The following is a 14942-nucleotide window of genomic DNA, read 5'->3' as shown; positions in this document are numbered from 1 at the left end:
CCGGCGCTCCTTAAGGAATGCTGGCCACCAGCCTGAACCCGCAAACACGACATTTCAATTTAGCGGAAACGCGACATCTGAACTTTGGACTAACATCACAAATGTTGATAATTTATCTTATGTCAAATTGTGAATTCTTCGGAAAAGGCTTCCGCTACGCCCCGCACGGGCCACCGTAGATGCGCGTGCCGCGTGTCGGCCCTCCGCCACAAGCGATGCACACCGATGCCCGGTGGACGATCGCGAATCGTCCGAACCGAGGCTCTTTCGCCTGCCACAACTGACGCCGGGTGCAGCCCGATTCAGTGACCAACAAAACTGGCGCAGCAATTCAATTTCCAATTTTTATGGGTGGGCCCAATCAGAGCCCTCACGAATTAAGACGCGGCCATGCGTACAGATTAATTTGTGCGAGCCACATGCCGCAATTAGACAACTGTTAAATACAGCTTTGCGCACCATGAGAATAAGCTTTGTAGCGAAAGCCCATGCCGCTATCGCAGCTCGCGCGGATTTTTATCGTCGGCTATTGCCTTGTGGCTTAGAGACGTTTCGCATTTCTCTCAACCGGCGAGCGTGTCATCGTTGAGCGACTGTGAATGGGCTACGTGCATTTCGACGTGGCGTACGGGCGCAACGTGTTCGCCACCCTCCCACTTGCCTCGATCCGAGATGCATGTTCGAACACGCGCAGACGCTCGGCATCCGCAATCAGTCGCTTCTTCGTCATCGAGCGTCCCGCCGATCCGAAGCCCATCACCTTTTCGTACTCACGCGGCCTGCCGTGCCTGAAGCGATTAAAGAAGTCATCGCCCGGCAGGCCGTTGTCGAGGCTCATCAGGCAGCCATAGTCGAGCGACGCGCAATCGCTCAGTGAACGCGCCGCGTCCTCCAATGCGCGATAGCGGCTTTGCAACGGTTCGTTGCGACCGAAAAGCGCGTGCAGTTCCTGATAAGTCACGAGCCTTTTGCGTTTCGCGGCACGCAGTAGCATCGCGGCAATATCGCGGGTCCTATCCATGTTCATGTCGTTCTCCTTACCGCCTGCTTGCAAGCGCCCAATGGCAACCGATGAAAGCGCTGTCAGCTTTTATCGCGGTTATGCGTATCGAGTCGGAAACTGCCCGGCATAAAATATTTCCGGTATTGAACGACGCAGCTAAAATTAAGCGGGTGGTTACTGGATGCGGGCTTCACAACGCCACTCTGCGCGAATGTGCTGTTTACATATAATCCGCTGGAAAAACGCCGCGAAGGATTTTCAATCTTCAGCACCTTTTTCGCAGCTTTCCGGCGAATCGCCACCCTGCATCGAAAAATGCATTCCAATTACATTCGCAAAACAGGAATCCGTGCACTCAAACGGTTCAGTCTTCCGACCTGCCGCCCGCACTTAAAAGCGCCCGACGTCAAGCCGGATGCGGCCTGGCGGTATGCGGGCTGTCAGAGCGAGCCGAGCCGGATTGACGGCTTTGAATCACATCAATCAGGTTAGCAAACGTTAAATTCAATCGCAAGAGAGATATTTAAGATTTTAGAAAGAAAACATCGTGTAACCGCCTTACGGGAAGATTGCGTGATTTTCTATCAGAGGAAAGACGCGATTGATTTTTTATTCTTTTGGACACAGCGGGCGATTTTTCGATTATCTGTAGGTGGCGCGCCCTCCTCACTGTCTACCCCAGTAACCGATTGCAATCCGGTCAGCGACCCAACGGCGGAGTTCTCCGATGCATCGACCAAATGACGATTTGCCGACCGTCGCACGGCGTCTCACGGCGGGCCAGAAACTGCTCGACGGCGTCGCTGCGGCCGAGGTCGCGAGACAGATGGGCATGGCCAAGACCACCGTCGAGCGATATCGCAAGCTATTGGAGCAAGGTGGGCTCGAGGCGCTGAGAAACATGAGCGTCGGCGGCCGCCATTCCGCACTCGCGGTGGCGGATCTGGACTGGTTGGCCCAGGCGCTGAGGGCCTCGCCGCGGGACTACGGCTTCGACGCCGACGGCTGGAGCAATGCGCGCATGCGCGAGCTGATTAGCCGTCAGTTCGGCATTTCGTACTCGCGAGTCTATGTATGGCAACTGGCCACCAGACTCGGCGTGTCTTATCGGCTCGGCCGGAATGCGCAGTAAAACGGCGGCCGTACCCAGCTAAAGCACGCGCGTGCGCATCGGCTCAGGCGCTTTCTCGAATTTTTGGCAGAAACTGCGGCGCCAGTTCGACCTCCGACCATTGGAACGGCAACGCGCCGCGACCGCGCCGCACTTCGCTCACATGAAACCGCACGAGTCGCTGCGCGCCCGCAAATGCCGCGAGTTCGTCGCCGTCCCAGATGATCTCTGCTCGCACCGCCAGATAAAGCAGATCGCCGGTTGCGAAGTCGATAAACAGCAGACCCGCGCGCGGATCGTGCACGAGGTTGCCGATCGTGTTGAAAAAGCGGTTGCCGCTGTAGTCGGGCGTGGTCAGCGTAGTTGCGTCGTCCACGCGCACGAAGCCCGGCGCACCGCCGCGATGGGAAACGTCGATCCCCTTTCCCGGCCCCGCTTCCTCGCTCAGATTCGCGCTGGCGATAAAGAACGTGTCCGCGCTCGCGAGCAACTCGCGGTCGGCACTGCTCAGAGGCGTGGCGATCTCGGGCTGCGCGCGTGTCGCGGCCGCGTCCCGCTCGATGAAAGACGGCGCGCGGCTCTGGATATACTTCGGGCAATTGCCGAAGCTCTGCGTGACTTCGACCTGCAACGTGTCGCCTGCCACGGACCGGACGACGCCATTTGCCCGATTGCGCCGCCGCGTACGCGGCTCGATGCCCAGCGCAGCAAGCTGCGCGCCTTCGCGCCAACCCGCGGCGAGCGGATCGCCAGCCAATGTGCCACCTTCGATGCGCAATGTCCGCGCATCCGGTGCCGAGACGAAACCCGGCGCACCCGCACGCAGCGTCGCCCACGGCTGAGCGCTCGCATCGACGCCGCCAATCACGACGAACGGCTGCGCGGCAAAGAACTCGCGATGCTGCTCAGGCATGAATCGGCGAATGCCCCGACGTCCCATCGACTCGGCCACCTCCCGCACACCCGCGCGCTGCTGCGCATCCTGCTCGCCGGCATGAAACGGCGACGCGGCGCTTGCCCAGTTATTCAACGGGACGAACTCGGACATGATCGGACTCCTTTGCAAGATCTGACGCAGCCGTCAACGCGTATCACGCCGCCAGCAAGCCCGCCTTCGTCGAAGGCATCGCGATGAAACGCGGCAGTGCCTCCACGCGCTGCAGCCACGCGCGAATGTTCGGATACGGCTGCAACGACACGCCGCCCTCGGGCGCGTGAGCGATATACGTGTGCGCGGCGATATCGGCGATCGTGACGTGCGCGCCAGCCACGAACGGCTTACCGGCAAGCTCCTCGTCGATCACGTCGAACAGCTTGACGGCGATCTGCTTCGCACGTTGGTGGTCGAGCGGCGCGCCGAACACCGTCACGAGCCGCGCCGCGCACGGCCCGTAGGCGATCTGGCCAGCCGCGAGCGACAGCCAGCGCTGCACCGCCGCGGCGCCGCGCGGATCGTCCGGCAGCCACGATGCGTCGCCATAGCGCTTCGCCAGATAGACCAGAATCGCGTTCGAATCGAACAGCGTGAGCTCCCCGTCCTTAATCGTCGGCACCTGACCGAATGGGTTCAGCGCGAGGTACTCGGGCTTGCGGTTGTCGCCCGCCTTCATGTTCAGCTCGATGACCTCGAACGGCAGATCGAGCAGCGTCAGAAACAGCTTCACGCGATGACCGTGGCCTGAAAGCAGCGTCGTATACAGCTTGATAGGCTCGGCGGGTCTGGCAGCGGGCATGGATGGCTCCGGATACGTTGAATGACACGCCCAGCATAAGGCGTAGGCACTGTCGCGCGGAAGCCCGATAATCCGGGAAACACAGTCAAGCGAGAATGGACAATCGATCATGGCCGATGTGCGCAACGTGAACCTGAACCGCCTCGCGATCTTCGTCGCGGTCATCGACGCGGGCTCGCTGAGCGCCGCCGCGACGCGGCTCGGGCTCGCGAAGACGATGGTCAGCACGCACATGCAGAGGCTCGAGGCGGAGGTCGGCGCGAGCCTGCTGGTGCGTACCACCCGGCGGCTCGGCGTCACCGAGGCGGGCCGCGCGTTCTACGAGGCGAGCGTGAAGATTCTGCATGCCACCGAGGACGCGCTGAACGCGCTCGGCGGGGAAACCTCACCGGTGCGCGGCACGCTGCGCGTCAGTGCGCCGAACGACTACGGCACGCTCGTCGTCGCGCCCGCGCTGGTCGAATTGCGCCGCACGCATGCGCAGCTCGACGTCGAGCTGCTGAGCAGCGACCGCTACGTCGATCTGATCGCCGATGGCATCGATGTAGCGATCCGGCTTGGTCGCCTCGCGGATTCCAACTATCGCGCGGTGAAGCTCGGCAGCTTCGTCAAATGGCTCGTCGCGAGTCCGGAGTTCCTGCGGACGTGGGGCGTGCCGGGCACGCCGGCCGCGCTGGAGACGCTGCCCTATTGCGCGTTGTCGGTGCTGCCGCATCCGTTGACGCTCGATTTGCGGCACGTCGACGGCAAGATCGCGAGCGTGCGTTGCGCGTCCGCGTTGCGCGTCAACACGGCCGATGCCTGCCGCGCGGCGACGCTCGCGGGCGGCGGCATCGGTCTGTTGACGGATTTTTCGATCGCGGACGACGTCGCGGCGGGACGGCTGATCCGGCTGCTGCCCGAATGGGCGAGCGCACCGGCGAGCATTCAGGCCGTATTCCCGCCGACGAGTCACCCGCCGGCGAAGGTGCGCGCGTTGATCGATACGCTGAAGCGAAGGCTCGCGGCGGAGCCTGCGGATTAGCACGGCAGATCCTTCTGGCGCTCCATTCCAGCGCAACGGCGGTTAGCTTCTATCCGCGTTATCGCCCGATTTGCTCTACTGCGACGATGCGCGCCGCACCCCGCGGCCTCGCCTGATCGTCAATGTGGAGAGCTTATGTCCGCCATTTCCCGTCCTGCTCAAGGGGTTCTCAGCGTCGCGTGTCCGAGCGCGGCGTCAAGGTGATCGGCGCCACCGCGCATTTCGTCACCGACGATCTCGACGAAGGTCCGATCATCGAGCAGGGAGTCGAACCGGTCGATCACTCGTACAGCCCCGAACGGCTGCTGACGACCGGACGCGACGTCGAATGCATTACGCTCGCGCGCGCGGTCAAGGCTTTCGTCGAGCGGCGTGTGTTCATCAACGGCGAGCGCACCGTCGTGCTGCGGTAAACAGAAAAACGCCGCTGAAAAGCGGCGTTTTCGTGTGCTGCGCCGACGCCTGGCCGAGTTACTTCACCCAGCTATCCACCCGGTCCGCATGCGCGCTGACCCACGCGTCGGCCGCTGCAGCCGGCTTTTCGCCATTCTGCGTGGCCAGCATCACCGTGTCGATCTCGCCCGGCTTCCATTGGAACTTCTTCAGGAACGCGACCACTGTCGGCGCTTTTTTCTCGAGCTCGGGATTCACCACGCTATCCACGTGCTCGGCTTCACCGAATACCTTCTTCGGATCGTCGAGGAACTTCAGCTTGTACTTGGCGAACATCCAGTGCGGCTTCCATCCGGTCACGATGATCGGCTTGCTGGCCGCCTCCGAGCGCGCCAGTTCGGCGGTCATCGCGCTTCCGGAACTCGGCATCAGCTGATAGTCGAGCCCATAGGCCTTGATCGCCTCGCTGGTTTTCTGCATCACACCCGCGCCGGCGTCGATGCCGACGATGCGCGCGCCGAACTCCGCCTTCTTCGCCTGCAGATCGCCGACGCTCTTCACGTCCGCGTTGTCCGGCACGATCAGACCGATCTTCGCGTCGTTGAAGTTCGGCCCGAGGTCGACCACCTTGTCCTTGAAGTTGTTCCAGTAGGCGCCGTGCGTGACCGGCAGCCACGCGGACAGCGTCGCGTCGAGATCGCCGCGCGCCACGCCCTGCCACATCACGCCGGCCGCCACCGGCACCAGTTGCACCTGATAACCGAGGCGTTTTTCGATCACCTCGGCGGCCACGTTCGAGGTCGCCACGCTATCGTCCCAGCCCTCCACGTAACCGATCTTGATGGTCGGCTTCGAATCGGCCGACACGCCCGCACTGACCGCCGCCAGCATCACCCCCAACGCGCTTGCCACCACTATCTTTCCGATCAGTCTCATCGACGTTCTCCCGTTGATCCATTTGCCCATTGACGCGTTTGCCATCGAACCGCACATCGCGTATTCAGAATCGCCAACCAGAATTGCCGGGTAGCGTTGTTTTGCGACATGCAGTTGTCCGCATGCGACTTCCACGCAATTCCGCCCAGTGTTTGCCGTGTTGTTGTGGTGTTATCAGTCGTATTACTTGTCGAGGACGAGATCGGTCAGCGGCTTGCTACAGCACAGCAGCACCATGCCCTGATCGATCTCGCGCTGACGGATACCGCCCGCGTGCTTCATCGCCACTTCGCCGGACACGAGCTTCACCTTGCAGGTGCCGCACATGCCTTGCGTGCACGACGCCGGCAGCCGCACGCCCGCCTGCTTCGCCGCATCGAGCACATGCTGGCCGCCGCCGCACTCGATCTCGCGATGACTGCGCGTAAAGCTCACCTTGAAACGCGTGGCGGTTTCGGCCGGCGCGCACGCATCGCTCAGCGTGTGCGCGACATGCGCTTCGGCCAATTGCGCGGCCACTTCGCTGACGGTCTCGAACGAGAAGCTTTCCTCGTGATAGTGCTGGCGATCGAAGCCGCCTTCATCGAGCAGATTGCGCACCGCCTGCATATACGGCGCGGGGCCGCACGTGAAAATCTCGCGCTCCAGAAAATCCGGCGCAATCAGTTTCAGCAGCGGCAGCGTCAGAAAGCCGGTGATGCCGGGCCAATTGGTGCGCGTGCCCACGCGTTCGCAGACGAACGCGGTGCGGAAATGCGCCTGATTGGCGGCGATCAGATCGAGCTCGCGCGCGAAGATGATGTCGTCCGGCGTACGCGCGCTGTGTACGAAGACGATATCGCTGTCCTCGCCGAGTTCATGATGCGCGCGGCTCATCGACATCAGCGGCGTGATGCCCGAGCCCGCCGACAAAAACAGCAACTTGCGCGCCGGATGCCGCGCGCAGGTGAATTCGCCGGCTGGACCCAGCACGCGTACCTGCATACCCGCATGCAGATGGTCGTGCAGCCAGTTGGACACCGGGCCGCCCGGCACGCGCTTGACGGTGATCGAAATCGTATGCGGCCGTGTGGGCGCAGACGAGATCGTATAGCAGCGATTGACGCGCTCGCCGTCAATCTCCAACTCCAGCGTGATGAATTGCCCCGGCTCGAACACGAACGCCCGACCGGATGGCGCGCGGAAGAAGAAACTCTTCACGTCGTGCGTTTCGCTGCGGACCTGGCAGCACTCCAGCGTGTCGTCGGCGTCGCTGTTCCAGCGCGCCGGCAGCGCGTCCCAGAAGCGCGGCTGGCTGACGCGGCTCGGCGCGTCTGCTGGATTCTGCGAAGTCTGCTCGATGTCCGGTTGAAACATGGCCTGATCGCGCATCATGGTTGTCCCCCCGCTCCTCATTGCGGTCTTGCGCTCAGCGCACGAACGACACGACTTTCTCGTCGTGCACCGCCCGTGGGTTCGCGTCGTAATCCGCGAGACGGCCGATATACCACTCGCAGAACTTTTCGACGAGTCCTTCGGTGAACGGCGAATAAGGACCCGGCTCATACGCGCTGCTCGTCGCGCCGCGCTGCGAATATTCGACGAGCGCGCGATCCTGGTCGTTGGTCGCGCGCCACACGGCGGTCAGATTGTCGAGGTCGTAATCGATGCCTTCGCGCGCGTCCTTGTGCACGAGCCATTTGGTGCGCACCAGCGTCTTGCCGGCCGACAGCGGAAGCGCCGAGAAACTGACGATGTGGTCGCTCATGAAGTGATGCCACGAATTCGGCTGGGTCCAGAACGACAGGCCGCCGAGATCCGCATGCCTGAAACCGCCGAGCAGCTTCTTCGAGGCGACCTTCGCGTCGAGCGTCTGCGATTCGCCGTCGCGATCGAGCGGCAGACGTTGCGTACGAAACCCGGTGACCAGGTCGGCGAGCCGCTCGATTTCCGCCGACGGCAACTGCATCGCCTCCCACTGCGCGGTGCGGCGCGCGACCGTCGTCTCGAACGCGGCCATGCCCTCCTCGTTCGCCGGCGTGCGCTGATAACCGAAACCGTATTCGTACAGCGAGATGGTCAGCTCCGGATGGTTCGCCACGCAGTGATAGCACTCGCGATTGTTTTCCATCGTCAGCTTCCAGTTGCCCTCCTCGATGATGTCGATCGACGCGGCGATCTTGCAGCCGGCGAGATCGTGCGGCAACAGATACGGTTCCATCGCGGCGCGCATCACGGCGAAATCGGCGGGCGGCTGCTCGGCGAGGCAGATGAAAATCAGTCCGGCGAGATTTTCGACATACACCGCTTTCAGACTATGTTTGCAGCGCTCGAACTGCTCGCCCATGTGCTCGGCGAACATCAGGTCGCCATTGAGGCTATACGTCCAGCTGTGATACGGACAGACGATATTGCCGAGCGAGCCCTTGCCGGTATTGCACAGACGCGCGCCGCGGTGGCGGCATACGTTATGAAACGCACGCACCCGCATGTCGTCGTCGCGCACGATCAGGATCGAATCGTCGCCGATCTCGACCGTCACATAGTCGCCCGGCTCGGGCACGTCGGGCTCGACCGCGACCTGAATCCAGTGCTGGCGGAAAATCGCGTCGATGTCGAGCGCGAAGATGTGCTCGCTGGTATAGAACGGCGCTTCCAGCGTGTAGTTCTGCTTGCGGCGTTCGATCATTGCGCGAACGTCTGCGGAAACTTTCATTGTGTGCTCCGTTGCGTGTCACGTCTGGCGCCGCGCCAGGCCCTCCTGGTCGCATGCTGGGCCGAGCCGGAATTCAGTAATCCACCAGTTGATGCTCGCGCAAATACGCGAGTATCACTTGTGCTTTTTCGACGGAACTCCCTTCAATTACGACGCTGCCGCCGCGGCTCTCGGTCGTCGTCGCTGACAGCATGCGCGCGTGGCCCGAGCGCTTTTCGGCGGCGGCGAGGCGGACCGGTTTCGCTGTGGCGGGGCCGATCGTCCATGCGGACTGTTCGCGAGTGGTGCCGTGCCGCGCGTCGGCGACCGGCGCGACGGCGCGCTCGATCGTGCCTTCGCGCATGCGTGCATACGCGTACGAGGTCGCGACGTTCGCGAGCGGATGCACGGCAACCAATGCCGGCAGCCGCACTTCGACGCGCCGTCGCAGGCCCTTCGGCATGAACTGCCGGACCTGCGCTCGACCATCGCGCAGCGCCACATCGACGGCGGCGCCGATGAGCGGCACCGCCAGCGCATGCGCGACGCGATACGGCAGCATGCCGCTATCGAAACCGCCTTCGGCGCGCGTGCCGGTCAGCACCAGCTCGTAGCCACGCAAACGCCTGGCGAGTTGCGGCGCAGGATCGGCGGCGGGCGGCATCTCGAGCACTTCGACCGAACGCGCGCCGAGCGCCAGATACTCGTTCAACGCGGCGTTCGACGGATCGCCCGCGTGCAGCACGTCGAGCGTCGCGCCATGCGTTCTGACGAGCGACAGCGCCAGCGTCAACGCCGCCGCATCATTGCGGCTGTAGCGCGCGACGCCGCTGACCGGGTGACGTCCGACTGAAACCAGCACGGCGATCTTCATGCGAGCACTCCTTCGGCAAGCTTGCCCGGCCGCAGCAGCGCGGCCGAGGTGGCGCGGGCACCGCGCGCCGCGGTCGCCGCCTCGTTGAGCGCCGCGATGGTTTCCTGCGCGTCGGCGATCACGGTCAGATTCGCGCGCTTCGCGATCGGCGCGCTCGCGTCGAGATTCACCGCGATCACATGGCGGCAATCCTTGATGCCTTGCAGATGCTGCACCGCCCCCGAGATGCCGAACGCGATATACACGCTCGCCTCGACGGTCTTGCCGGTCGCGCCGATCTGCTTGTCGCGCGTGAACTTGCCGTCGTCGACGGCAACCCGGCTGGCACCGATCGCCGCGCCGAGGGTCGTCGCGAGTCGCTCGAACGTGGGCACGTCGCTGACGCCGTTGCCCGCCGACACGATGAAATCCGCCTCTTCCAGCGCGACCTGCGCCGCGTCGATTTCGTCGATGCCGAGATCGTGTATCGCTCGTTGCGCGACCGTGCTGTCCGCTTCGCGGTCGACGCGCCACGCGACCCGCTCGCCCGCGCCGACGAATGGCAGCTTCGGATCGACCGCATTCGGCTCGAGCAGCACGACCTCGGGCAGCGCGCGGCTGGCGAGCGCCGAATTCGCGCGAATATAGGTGCACACGTGCCTGGCATCGATCTCGACGACGTGCGTCGCGACGCTTGCATCGGCCGCCGCCGCATAGCGGCGGCCGAGGTCGCCGTCGCCGGTCGCGTTGTCGGGCAGCAAGACACGGGCTGGCGCATAGGCCGCGACGCAGGCCGCCAGCGCATTCAGTTCGTCGTCCGGCGCGTACGTGCGGCGATCGAACATCGGCAATTCGATCAGCTTGTCGGCGCCGAGCGCGGCGGCATCGCCGGTGAATTCGCCGAACACCAGCAGCACGACTTCGCTGTGCGTGTCCGCGATCAGCGCGGCGGCCGCGAGCGTCTGGCGCGCATGTTCATCGAGCGCGCCGCGGTCCGCGTGCGCCGCGACCAGCAGCACATGGCGCGGCGCGGCCGTCGTGCGGCGCGGCTTCGGCTGTTCGCGATGCCCGGCATGACGCGCATCAGACCGTGTGGCACTGTCGGCGTCCGCGATGCCAATGACGCCGAGCGTGATGCGCCTGAGTCCCTGTGCCGTCACCGTGAACGGCCGGCGCGGATCGATTCGTTTGAGCGTATTCATCATCGCGTTACTCCAGCGCCGCGGCGACCAGTTCGGCGACGTCCAGCACTTCCGGTCGCGGCCCCACCACCCCTTCGAGCATCGCGGTGCAATTCGGGCAGCCGACCGCGACGATCTCCGCGCCGCTCGCGCGCGCGTCGTCGATACGGATGTCGGGAATCCGCCGTTTGCCCGGGATATCGGTCAACGGTGCGCCGCCACCGCCACCGCAGCAGCGTCCACGCAGGCCGTGACGCTCCATCTCGACCACCTTGATGCCGATGCTCTTCAGCACCCGGCGCGGCGCTTCCGTCTCGCCGTTGTAGCGGCCCAGATAGCACGGGTCGTGATACGTGATGTTGCGCGCCGCGACGGCGGCGGCCGCGCGCGGCGACAGCTTGCCGCTCGCGATCAGTTCGTCGATCAGCGCCGTGTGATGCTGGACCTGATAGAACCCGCCGAGCGCGCGATACTCGTTGCGCAGGCTATGCAGCACATGCGGATCGGCGGTAACGATGCGCGCGAACGAGTACTGCGCGAGCGTCCCGATCAGCGTACGGGCCAGTTGCTGGAACGTCGCTTCGTCGCCGAGCCGCCGCGCGGTGTCGCCGGTATCGGTCTCGACACCGCCCAGCACCGCGTAATCGACGCCCGCGCGGTTCAGCACCTTGACGAGCGCGCGCAGCGTGCGCTGATAGCGCATGTCGAACGCGCCTTCGCCGGCGATCAGCAGCACGTCCACGTGACGGCCCGGCTGCGCGACCTGCACCTGCAGATCGACGGCCCAGTCGTAGCGCGCGCCGATGTCGTAGCCGTTGAGGCTGCCGGTTTCGCGCAGATTCGCGAGCGTCGCCGGCCCCTTGCCCGGCACGCTGCCTTCGACGAGCGTCTGATTGCGGCGCATGTCCACGATCGCGTCCACGTGCTCGATCAGCATCGGGCACTCCTGCACGCAGGCGCGGCAGGTCGTGCAGGACCACAGCGTGTCCGCTTCGATCAGCGTCGAGATCAGCGGCTTGGCGGGCGCGCCCGCGTGCTTGCCGACAGGAATGCCGGGCGTCGGGCTGCCTGCGTACTGCGCGTCGGTGCCGCCGACCATGCCGGTTACCAGATCCTGGATCAGCTTCTTCGGATTGAGCGGCTGACCGGCCGCGAACGCGGGGCACGCCGCTTCGCATTTGCCGCATTGCACGCAGGCGTCGAAGCTGAGCAACTGGTTCCAGCGGAATTCGACCGGCTTGCCGACGCCATATTCTTTCGCGTCGAGCAGCGGGGTTTTAAGCGCGGTGGGCGGCACGGCATCGCCAGCGTGACGCGCTGCGGTGGAATCGGCAAAGCGCTCCTGACGCGGATGAAACGCGAGATGCAGCAGTCCGGCCAACGCATGTTTCATCGGGCCGCCACGCGCCGCGCCGAACGTCATCGTGAACGCGCCCGCCGCGATCAACAGCGCGACGATCACCGCGAGCGCGCCGGACATCATCGTCGCCGGCAGCGCGATGAACAGCGCGAGACCGAGCGCGAACGCGCCCAGTAGCAACGGCAACTGATCCCACGGCCCGCGCGAGAGTCGCGCCGGCACCGTCTTCGCGCCATGCCGGCGACGCCACACGAACACCGTGCCGATCAGCATCGCCAGCGCGGCGAGAAAGATCAGTTTGTCCAGCCACGGCGAGTAGATCGCGAGACCGTAGTTGACGAACACGAGCGCCATCGCGAGGATGGCTCCGCCCGCCGTGGCAACGTGCGTGTGGGCGATATACGGATCGCGCGCGACCACGTGATGCAGGTCGACGAAGTAACGCTTCGGGATCGCTACCAGATTGGCCCAACCATAGGCACCCGCGACGGTCGCACGGCCCTCGCGCCAGTAGGCGGCGCGGCGCGCCAGCGCGAACGCGAGACCGGCCACCGACACCCACAGCAGGACGGTGATGACAAACACGGGGCTCATCGTCAGAAATCCTTGCAAAGGCGCAGCGCGTCGTAGATCGCGCCGTGAATGTTGTGCATCGAGATGCAGTCGCCGACCCGGAACAGCAGGAAGCGGCCGTCGCCGAGCTGCTCGTCGAGACACGGTTGCGGTTCGGACGCGAACAGCTTGTGTACGTCGACCTGGCCGCGATTGACCGATTCAGGCTTCAGCTTCCAGTAAAGCCGGTCGTTCGGCGTACTGCCGTTTTCGATCACCACCTGATCGACCGCGCGCTCCTCCTGCTCCTCGGTGTACTCGTTGCGGATCACGGCGATCTTCTTGCCGTCCTCCTCGTACACCCTGTCGAGCCAGTAATTGGGCGTATGGATCACGCCTTGCGCGTACAGACGGCGATAGAAGATCGGGAACGTGGTGCCGCCGACGTCGTCGGCGACCTTCACGTCGGGCGTGACGATCTCCACGTTGGCGCCGCGGCTCGCGATGAAATCGGCGACGCCCGCGCCCGCATGCGTGCTGACGCCGTCGTACACGAGCACGTTTCTGCCCGGCTCGACCTTGCCGGCCAGCACGTCCCACGAACTGACCGCGAGCCCCGCGTCGACGCCCCACGCCGCGACCTGCGACGTGAACGCCGAACCGCCGGTGGCGAGCACGACGATGTCGGGCTTCTCGGCCATGATGGTCCGCTCGTCGGCGGCGACACCGAGGCGGCGGTCCACGCCGAGGCGCTTCGTCTCCATGTCGAACCAGCGCACGATGCCCGCCATCTGCTCGCGCTGCGGCGCTTTCGCCGCCAGCATGATCTGGCCGCCCACGTGATCGTTCTTTTCGAACAGCACCACGTCGTGACCGCGCGACTTCGCGACGCGCGCCGCTTCGAGCCCCGCCGGCCCCGCGCCGACCACCACGACCTTGCGCTTCGGCCCGCGCGACCTGGCGATCACGTGCGGCATCGTCGCTTCGCGCGAGGTCGCCGCGTTCTGCACGCACAGCACATCGAGCCCGTTGTACTGACGGTCGATGCAGTAGTTCGCGCCGACGCACTGCTTGATTTCGTCCTCGCGGCCATCGCGGATCTTGATGACCATATGCGGATCGGCGATCTGTGCGCGCGTCATGCCGACCAGATCGACCATGCCGATCGCGAGCAGCCGCTCTGCCTGGCCGGCGTCGCGAATGCTTTGCGCGTGCATCACCGGCACCTTGACGACCTGCTTGATGCCGGCCGCGAGATGCACGAACGGCTCGGGCGGCAGCGCCATCGGCGGCATGCAGTTGGCGAGCGTATTGTGGGTGTCCGCGCCGGAACCGATCACCCCGAGATAGTCGATCAGACCGCTTTCGCTCATCGCCTGGGCAATCTCTTTCAGCTGCTCGTGATCGAGCCCATCTTCGTGGAATTCGTCGCCACACATGCGCAGGCCGACGCAGAAGTCGGCACCCACCGCCGCGCGCACCGCCTGCAACACTTCGACGCCGAAACGCAGGCGGTTTTCGAGCGAGCCGCCCCATTCGTCGGTACGGAAGTTGGTGCGCGGGCTCCAGAACTGATCGATCAGATGCTGATGCGCCGCCGAGATCTCGATGCCGTCCATGCCCGCATCCTTCACGCGCTTCGCGGCCGCCGCGAAGTCGCCGATGATGCGGCGGATCTCTTCGACCTCGATGATCTTCGCGTTGCCGCGATGCACCGGCTCGCGCACTCCCGACGGCGACATCAGATGCGGCCAGTGCTCGCCGTGAAACGCCGAGCGGCGTCCCATGTGGGTGGCCTGAATCATGATTTTCGCGCCATGCGCGTGCATCGCTTCCGCGAGCCGCGCGAGCGGATCGACGATCCGGTCGGTGGCGAGATTCACCGACTTCCACCAGCCTTGCGGGCTGTCGATCGACACCGGGCTCGAACCGCCGCACACGGCGAGTCCGACTCCGCCCTTCGCCTTTTCCTCGTAGTAGCGGATATAACGGTCGCCGGGCAGGCCACCCGGCTCCGCATAGACCTCTGCGTGCGCGGTACTGACGATGCGATTGCGCAGCGTCAGCTGGTTCAACGTGAGCGGCTTGAAAAGGTTCGGGTAACGCATCGCGATCGACCTCG

Annotated in this window: 14 protein-coding genes; 4 read left to right on the top strand and 10 right to left on the bottom strand. The window is 64.4% G+C overall.

The window, feature by feature from the left end; translation table 11 throughout:
- Nucleotides 1-604: 604 nt before the first annotated feature.
- Nucleotides 605-1027, bottom strand: coding sequence for a hypothetical protein (locus HDG32_RS30460; RefSeq protein ID WP_184073014.1), 423 nt, complete (start codon nucleotides 1025-1027; stop codon nucleotides 605-607).
- 189 nt (nucleotides 1028-1216) lie between these two features.
- Between HDG32_RS30460 and HDG32_RS30455 the strand changes: the two genes are divergently transcribed.
- Both HDG32_RS30455 and HDG32_RS30450 read left to right on the top strand, forming a co-directional pair.
- Nucleotides 1217-1495, top strand: a complete 279-nt coding sequence (locus HDG32_RS30455) for a hypothetical protein (protein ID WP_184073012.1) — start codon at nucleotides 1217-1219, stop codon at nucleotides 1493-1495.
- A gap of 235 nt (nucleotides 1496-1730) precedes the next feature.
- Nucleotides 1731-2135, top strand: a complete 405-nt coding sequence (locus tag HDG32_RS30450; protein ID WP_184073010.1) for a helix-turn-helix domain-containing protein — start codon at nucleotides 1731-1733, stop codon at nucleotides 2133-2135.
- A gap of 43 nt (nucleotides 2136-2178) precedes the next feature.
- Here the strand turns inward: HDG32_RS30450 and HDG32_RS30445 are convergent, their stop codons facing one another.
- The gene (locus HDG32_RS30445) at nucleotides 2179-3162 is read right to left on the bottom strand and encodes a pyridoxamine 5'-phosphate oxidase family protein (RefSeq protein WP_184073008.1); all 984 of its coding nucleotides are present in this window, start codon (nucleotides 3160-3162) and stop codon (nucleotides 2179-2181) included.
- Nucleotides 3163-3205: 43 nt separating this feature from the next.
- Complete coding sequence (locus HDG32_RS30440) at nucleotides 3206-3847, bottom strand: glutathione S-transferase family protein (protein ID WP_184073006.1); 642 nt, start codon at nucleotides 3845-3847, stop codon at nucleotides 3206-3208.
- A 109-nt stretch (nucleotides 3848-3956) separates the two neighbouring features.
- Between HDG32_RS30440 and HDG32_RS30435 the strand changes: the two genes are divergently transcribed.
- Nucleotides 3957-4871 (top strand): LysR family transcriptional regulator, encoded by a 915-nt coding sequence (locus HDG32_RS30435; RefSeq protein WP_184073004.1) that lies wholly within the window; start codon nucleotides 3957-3959, stop codon nucleotides 4869-4871.
- A gap of 122 nt (nucleotides 4872-4993) precedes the next feature.
- On the top strand, nucleotides 4994-5284 hold the full coding sequence (locus HDG32_RS30430; RefSeq protein ID WP_260336650.1) for a formyltransferase family protein: 291 nt from the start codon (nucleotides 4994-4996) through the stop codon (nucleotides 5282-5284).
- Nucleotides 5285-5342: 58 nt separating this feature from the next.
- On the opposite strand, the gene HDG32_RS30425 is transcribed toward HDG32_RS30430, so the two are convergent.
- The 7 genes from HDG32_RS30425 to HDG32_RS30395 all read right to left on the bottom strand — a co-directional run bounded on the left by HDG32_RS30425 (nucleotide 5343) and on the right by HDG32_RS30395 (nucleotide 14928).
- The gene (locus HDG32_RS30425; protein WP_184038367.1) at nucleotides 5343-6200 is read right to left on the bottom strand and encodes a glycine betaine ABC transporter substrate-binding protein; all 858 of its coding nucleotides are present in this window, start codon (nucleotides 6198-6200) and stop codon (nucleotides 5343-5345) included.
- Between the two features lie 183 nt (nucleotides 6201-6383).
- Nucleotides 6384-7574, bottom strand: coding sequence for a hybrid-cluster NAD(P)-dependent oxidoreductase (locus tag HDG32_RS30420; protein ID WP_184073002.1), 1191 nt, complete (start codon nucleotides 7572-7574; stop codon nucleotides 6384-6386).
- 34 nt (nucleotides 7575-7608) lie between these two features.
- Complete coding sequence (locus HDG32_RS30415; RefSeq protein ID WP_184073000.1) at nucleotides 7609-8895, bottom strand: SRPBCC family protein; 1287 nt, start codon at nucleotides 8893-8895, stop codon at nucleotides 7609-7611.
- Nucleotides 8896-8968: 73 nt separating this feature from the next.
- Nucleotides 8969-9748, bottom strand: coding sequence for an electron transfer flavoprotein subunit beta/FixA family protein (locus tag HDG32_RS30410; RefSeq protein ID WP_184072998.1), 780 nt, complete (start codon nucleotides 9746-9748; stop codon nucleotides 8969-8971).
- Complete coding sequence (locus HDG32_RS30405) at nucleotides 9745-10929, bottom strand: electron transfer flavoprotein subunit alpha/FixB family protein (RefSeq protein WP_184073025.1); 1185 nt, start codon at nucleotides 10927-10929, stop codon at nucleotides 9745-9747. The genes HDG32_RS30410 and HDG32_RS30405 overlap by 4 nt, the downstream gene beginning before the upstream one ends.
- A gap of 7 nt (nucleotides 10930-10936) precedes the next feature.
- Nucleotides 10937-12862 carry a (Fe-S)-binding protein gene (locus HDG32_RS30400; protein ID WP_184072996.1) on the bottom strand — a complete coding sequence of 642 codons (1926 nt, stop codon included), beginning with the start codon at nucleotides 12860-12862 and terminating at the stop codon, nucleotides 10937-10939.
- Between the two features lie 2 nt (nucleotides 12863-12864).
- On the bottom strand, nucleotides 12865-14928 hold the full coding sequence (locus HDG32_RS30395) for an NADH:flavin oxidoreductase (protein ID WP_184072994.1): 2064 nt from the start codon (nucleotides 14926-14928) through the stop codon (nucleotides 12865-12867).
- Nucleotides 14929-14942 lie beyond the last annotated feature (14 nt).

This window comes from Paraburkholderia sp. CI2, assembly GCF_014201055.1.
GTDB classification, from domain to species: Bacteria; Pseudomonadota; Gammaproteobacteria; order Burkholderiales; family Burkholderiaceae; genus Paraburkholderia; species Paraburkholderia tuberum.
The sequence above is the reverse complement of the archived record's forward strand: the minus strand, read 5'-3'. Positions and strand labels throughout refer to the sequence as shown.

What these genes read in the sequence shown, in the direction of transcription:
- HDG32_RS30405 (WP_184073025.1), bottom strand. Translation starts at nt 10,929, where the DNA reads ATGAATACGCTCAAACGAATCGATCCGCGCCGGCCGTTCACGGTGACG.
- HDG32_RS30440 (WP_184073006.1), bottom strand. Translation starts at nt 3,847, where the DNA reads ATGCCCGCTGCCAGACCCGCCGAGCCTATCAAGCTGTATACGACGCTG.
- HDG32_RS30400 (WP_184072996.1), bottom strand. Translation starts at nt 12,862, where the DNA reads ATGAGCCCCGTGTTTGTCATCACCGTCCTGCTGTGGGTGTCGGTGGCC.
- HDG32_RS30445 (WP_184073008.1), bottom strand. Translation starts at nt 3,162, where the DNA reads ATGTCCGAGTTCGTCCCGTTGAATAACTGGGCAAGCGCCGCGTCGCCG.
- HDG32_RS30420 (WP_184073002.1), bottom strand. Translation starts at nt 7,574, where the DNA reads ATGATGCGCGATCAGGCCATGTTTCAACCGGACATCGAGCAGACTTCG.
- HDG32_RS30435 (WP_184073004.1), top strand. Translation starts at nt 3,957, where the DNA reads ATGGCCGATGTGCGCAACGTGAACCTGAACCGCCTCGCGATCTTCGTC.
- HDG32_RS30415 (WP_184073000.1), bottom strand. Translation starts at nt 8,895, where the DNA reads ATGAAAGTTTCCGCAGACGTTCGCGCAATGATCGAACGCCGCAAGCAG.
- HDG32_RS30410 (WP_184072998.1), bottom strand. Translation starts at nt 9,748, where the DNA reads ATGAAGATCGCCGTGCTGGTTTCAGTCGGACGTCACCCGGTCAGCGGC.
- HDG32_RS30395 (WP_184072994.1), bottom strand. Translation starts at nt 14,928, where the DNA reads ATGCGTTACCCGAACCTTTTCAAGCCGCTCACGTTGAACCAGCTGACG.
- HDG32_RS30430 (WP_260336650.1), top strand. Translation starts at nt 4,994, where the DNA reads ATGTGGAGAGCTTATGTCCGCCATTTCCCGTCCTGCTCAAGGGGTTCT.
- HDG32_RS30460 (WP_184073014.1), bottom strand. Translation starts at nt 1,027, where the DNA reads ATGAACATGGATAGGACCCGCGATATTGCCGCGATGCTACTGCGTGCC.
- HDG32_RS30425 (WP_184038367.1), bottom strand. Translation starts at nt 6,200, where the DNA reads ATGAGACTGATCGGAAAGATAGTGGTGGCAAGCGCGTTGGGGGTGATG.
- HDG32_RS30450 (WP_184073010.1), top strand. Translation starts at nt 1,731, where the DNA reads ATGCATCGACCAAATGACGATTTGCCGACCGTCGCACGGCGTCTCACG.